Source organism: Streptomyces muensis, from assembly GCF_021474425.1.
Classification (GTDB): Bacteria; Actinomycetota; Actinomycetes; order Streptomycetales; family Streptomycetaceae; genus Streptomyces; species Streptomyces muensis.
The window spans coordinates 1-4,312 of the sequence record NZ_JAKEIP010000437.1 but is presented as its reverse complement, the minus strand read 5'-3'; the positions used below and the strand labels follow the sequence as shown (position 1 = coordinate 4,312).

Annotated in this window: 4 protein-coding genes; 3 read left to right on the top strand and 1 reads right to left on the bottom strand. The window is 71.5% G+C overall.

Going from position 1 to position 4,312, the window contains the following annotated elements; all coding sequences use genetic code 11:
• Positions 1-352 precede the first annotated feature (352 nt).
• Positions 353-1,354 carry an NADP-dependent oxidoreductase gene (locus tag L0P92_RS42540; protein ID WP_234768501.1) on the bottom strand — a complete coding sequence of 334 codons (1,002 nt, stop codon included), beginning with the start codon at positions 1,352-1,354 and terminating at the stop codon, positions 353-355.
• 113 nt (positions 1,355-1,467) lie between these two features.
• On the opposite strand from L0P92_RS42540, the gene L0P92_RS42535 reads away from it, so the two are divergent.
• The 3 genes from L0P92_RS42535 (at position 1,468) to L0P92_RS42525 (ending at position 4,210) form a co-directional block, all read left to right on the top strand.
• Positions 1,468-1,764, top strand: coding sequence for a hypothetical protein (locus tag L0P92_RS42535; RefSeq protein WP_234768500.1), 297 nt, complete (start codon positions 1,468-1,470; stop codon positions 1,762-1,764).
• 190 nt (positions 1,765-1,954) lie between these two features.
• Complete coding sequence (locus L0P92_RS42530) at positions 1,955-2,989, top strand: phosphotransferase family protein (RefSeq protein ID WP_234768499.1); 1,035 nt, start codon at positions 1,955-1,957, stop codon at positions 2,987-2,989.
• 6 nt (positions 2,990-2,995) lie between these two features.
• The gene (locus tag L0P92_RS42525) at positions 2,996-4,210 is read left to right on the top strand and encodes an acyl-CoA dehydrogenase (RefSeq protein WP_234768498.1); all 1,215 of its coding nucleotides are present in this window, start codon (positions 2,996-2,998) and stop codon (positions 4,208-4,210) included.
• Positions 4,211-4,312: the final 102 nt, after the last annotated feature.

The window sequence follows — 4,312 nt, the reverse complement described above, 5'->3', positions numbered from 1 at the left end:
CCCCCGGCACGCCACGGCCACGGTCCTGTTCACGGTGGCCCTGGCGGTGTGCGGGGCCGCGTTGGTCCTCTGAGCCGGACCCGCCCGTCGCCTCGGGGCCCGTCCGGCGTATCCCGCCGACGCCGAGAGCCTCTGATGGCGCCGCCAGGGCGGGCAGGCACCGAGCTCTCGGGTCCGTGCGAGTACCCCGCGCCCCGCACCCGCACCCCGAACCGCATCGCCCGCCGCGGCGGCCACTGATGCCGCAGCGTCGCCCCGCCACCGCACGGGCCTCCTCCGCCGTGCCGCTGGACGCGCTGCCCGTCTCCCGGCCTCGGCGCCGCAGCGGCCGGGAGCGGCTGGGAGCGGCCGGTCAGCCGGTCAGTCCCAGTCCCTCCTCCGGCTCCTGCCACAACCCTTCCGGCGCCACCGGCTCCTCCTCCGTCTCCCAGTCCACCGTGACCACGATCTTGCCCCGGGTGCGGCCCTCCTCGTTGAGCCGGTGGGCGTCCGCGGTTCGTTCCAGCGGGAAGGTCTCCGAGACGTGCACGGTCACCACGCCCTCCTCCGCGAGCTCGGACAGCCGTAGCAGGTCCGTGGCGTCGGGGCGGACGAAGTAGTAGCGGCCGCCGTAGTCGAAGACGTCCGGGTCGGCGATGGACACCAGGCGGCCCTCGGGGGCGAGGAGGTTGGCCGAGGCTTTCAGCGCGCCGCCGCCGACCGTGTCGAAGGCGGCGTCCACGCCCTCGGGCGCGAGGCCCCGCACCCGTTCGGTCAGACCGTCGCCGTACTCGACCGGTTCGCCGCCGAGACCGCGGACGAAGTCGTGGTTGTGCGGGCTCGCCGTGCCGATCACCCGGGCACCCAGATGGCGGGCGAGCTGGACGGCGATCGAGCCCACGCCGCCGGCCGCGGCATGCACGAGGACGGTCTCGCCGCGCCGCACCTGAAGGACCCTGGTCAGCACCTGATACGCCGTCAGCCCGACCAGGGGCAGACCGGCCGCCTGCTCCCAGGTGAGGTTGCGGGGCTTGCGCGCGAGGGTGCGGAGCGGGGCGGCGACGTACTCGGCGAAGGTGCCGTGGGAGAGGAGGTCCTCGCGGACATAGCCGATCACCTCGTCGCCGACGCCGAACTCGGTGACGGAGACGCCGGGCTGGACGACCACCCCGGAGACGTCCCAGCCGGGTACGACCGGGAAGGCGGGCTCCAGCATCCGGTCCATATGGCCCTCGCGGCACTTCCAGTCGACCGGGTTGACGGCCGCCGCGCGCACCTTGACCAGTACGGAGTCGGGGCCGACGCGCGGCTCGCGCACCTCTCCGTATGCGAGCACCTCGGGCCCGCCGTAGCGTGTGTAGCTGATGCCCTTCATGGGTTCGACCCTCCGGGGTGGCGGAACGCCACGCAAGCCGAATGACCCGATATGCGGCGTTCGCGTGGCAGCCTGTCCGACGTCACCACCCCCGCCTTCCGAAGGTGAGCACCATGACCACCCTGCACGCGGAACACCCCGCCCACACGCACACCCACGGCCCGGACTGCGGACACACCGCGGTTCCGCACGGCGACCACACCGACTACGCGCACGACGGCCACCTGCACCGCGAGCACAGCGGCCACTGGGACGAGTGCGAGGCGAGCGGGCACGTCGCGCACGAGGGGCACAGCCATCAGCACGGCGCCGACTGCGGACACGAGAGCGTCCTGCACGGCGACCACGTCGACTACCTCCACGACGGCCACCGGCACGCCTCCCACGACGGCCACTGGGACGACCACTGAGCCCACCCCGCGGCCCGGGCCGACTCGGCGCACTGGCCGAGAAGACACCACCGACAGCTCCCCGACGCACCGCGCGGGGAGCTGTCGGCCTATCGTGGCCCCGGTCACGTTCGGCTCGCCCACTGGACTACATACCGACTGGTCGGCATCATGAGTCGGGTCCCGTTCACCTGTCTTCCAGGAGCGATGTATGAGCCCCGACCATCCGCCCGGTCTCGATCTCGACCGGCTGCGCGGCCTGCTCGAGCGCGAGCGGCCCGGTCTGGCGCAGGGTCCGCTGACCGGCCGGCTGATCGAGGGCGGACGGTCGAACCTGACCTACGCGGTCACCGACGGCACCTCGAAGTGGGTCGTACGGCGCCCTCCGCTCGGCCATGTCCTCGCCACCGCGCACGACATGAAGCGCGAGCACCGGGTGATCAGCGCGCTGCACCCGACCAGTGTGCCGGTGCCGCGGCCGGTGCTGCTGTGCGAGGACGAGGAGGTGCTCGGAGCGCCGTTCTACGTCATGGAGTTCGTCGAGGGCACCCCGTACCGCACCGCCGACCAGCTCGCCCCGCTCGGCCCCGAGCGCACCCGGGGCGCGGTGCTGTCGCTGGTGGACACGCTCGTCGAGCTGCACGCGGTGGATCCGGCGGAGGTGGGCCTGGCGGACTTCGGCCGCCCCGAGGGCTTCCTGGACCGGCAACTGCGCCGCTGGGGCAAGCAGTTGGACGCCTCCCGCAACCGCGACCTGGCCGGTATCGACGAGCTGCACGCGACGCTGGGCCGCCGGCTGCCGGCCTCCCCCGCCGCGACCGTGGTGCACGGCGACTACCGCCTCGACAACGTGCTCATCGGTGCGGACGACACCATCAAGGCGATCCTTGACTGGGAGATGTCCACGCTCGGCGATCCCCTCACCGACCTGGGTCTGCTGGTGATGTACAGCATGCCGCTGGGCATGCCCGACTCCCCCGTCTCCACCACGGCCGAGGCCCCCGGGCACCCGGAACCGGCCGAGCTGATCGAGCGGTACGCCGCGCGCTCGGGGCGCGACGTCTCCGCGGTCTCCTGGTACACGGCGTTCGCCTGGTTCAAGCTCGCCGTGATCCTGGAGGGCATCCACTACCGCTACACGCTGGGCCAGACGGTCGGCCGCGGCTTCGACCGCATCGGCGACCTGGTCCCGGTCTTCATCGAGCACGGCCTCACCACTCTTCGAGAAGACATCCAGGAAGGCTGATCCGCCATGGACTTCGCGTTCGACGCGCGCACCGAGGAACTGCGCGCCAAGCTGCTCGCCTTCATGGACGAGTACGTCTATCCGGCGGAGGCGGTGGCGGAGGAGCAGCGGGCCGCGCTGGCCTCGCCGTGGGACACCCCGGCCGTGGTCGAGGAGCTCAAGGCCGAGGCCCGCAGGCAGGGTCTGTGGAACCTCTTCCTGCCCGACGCCGAGTACGGCGCCGGCCTCACCAACCTCCAGTACGCCCCGCTCGCCGAGATCACCGGCCGCTCACCGCAGCTCGCGCCCACCGCGACGAACTGTGCGGCGCCGGACACCGGGAACATGGAGGTGCTGTACCAGTTCGCCGACGAGCAGCAGAAGAAGCAGTGGCTGGAGCCGTTGCTGGCCGGTGAGATCCGCTCGGCGTTCGCGATGACCGAGCCGGAGGTGGCCTCGTCCGACGCCACCAACATCACCACGCTGATCGAGCGGGACGGTGACGAGTACGTCATCACGGGCCGCAAGTGGTACATCTCCGGGGCGATGAACCCGGACTGCAAGATCTTCATCGTGATGGGCAAGACGGATCCCGACGGGGACGACATCCGGCGCCAGCAGTCGATGATCCTGGTCCCCCGTGACACCCCGGGTGTCACGGTGAAGCGTGCGATGCAGGTGTTCGGCTACGAGGACCACTACCACGGCGGCCATGCCGAGGTGATCTTCGACCACGCGCGCGTGCCCGTGGCCAACCTCATCGGCGAGGAGGGGGGCGGTTTCGCCATCGCGCAGGCGCGGCTCGGGCCCGGCCGTATCCATCACTGCATGCGGCTGATCGGCATGGCCGAGCGGGCGATCGAGTTGATGTGCCGGCGGGCCGTGTCCCGTACGGCGTTCGGGAAGGCACTGGCCCAGCAGGGGGTCGTGCACAACTGGATCGCCGACGCGCGTGTGACGGTGGAGCAGCTGCGGCTGCTGGTCCTCAAGACTGCCTGGCTGATGGACACCGTGGGGAACAAGGGTGCCCACACCGAGATCCAGGCCATCAAGATCGCTACGCCGCGCGCGGTCGTCGACATCATCGACCGGGCGATCCAGTTGCACGGTGCGGGGGGTGTCAGTCAGGACTTCCCGCTCGCGGAGCTGTACGCCGGGGCGCGGACCCTGATGATCGCGGACGGTCCGGACGAGGTGCACCAGCGGTCGCTGGCGCGGCGGGAGCTGAAGAAGTACATGTGACCCCGGGGGCGCCGGGGGTTCCTCGCCCCCACCGGCCCGCACCCGAAGAATGCCCCCCGGGGTTGAAGGGGCGGAGCCCCTGGGGGATGGGACGGGTAGGGG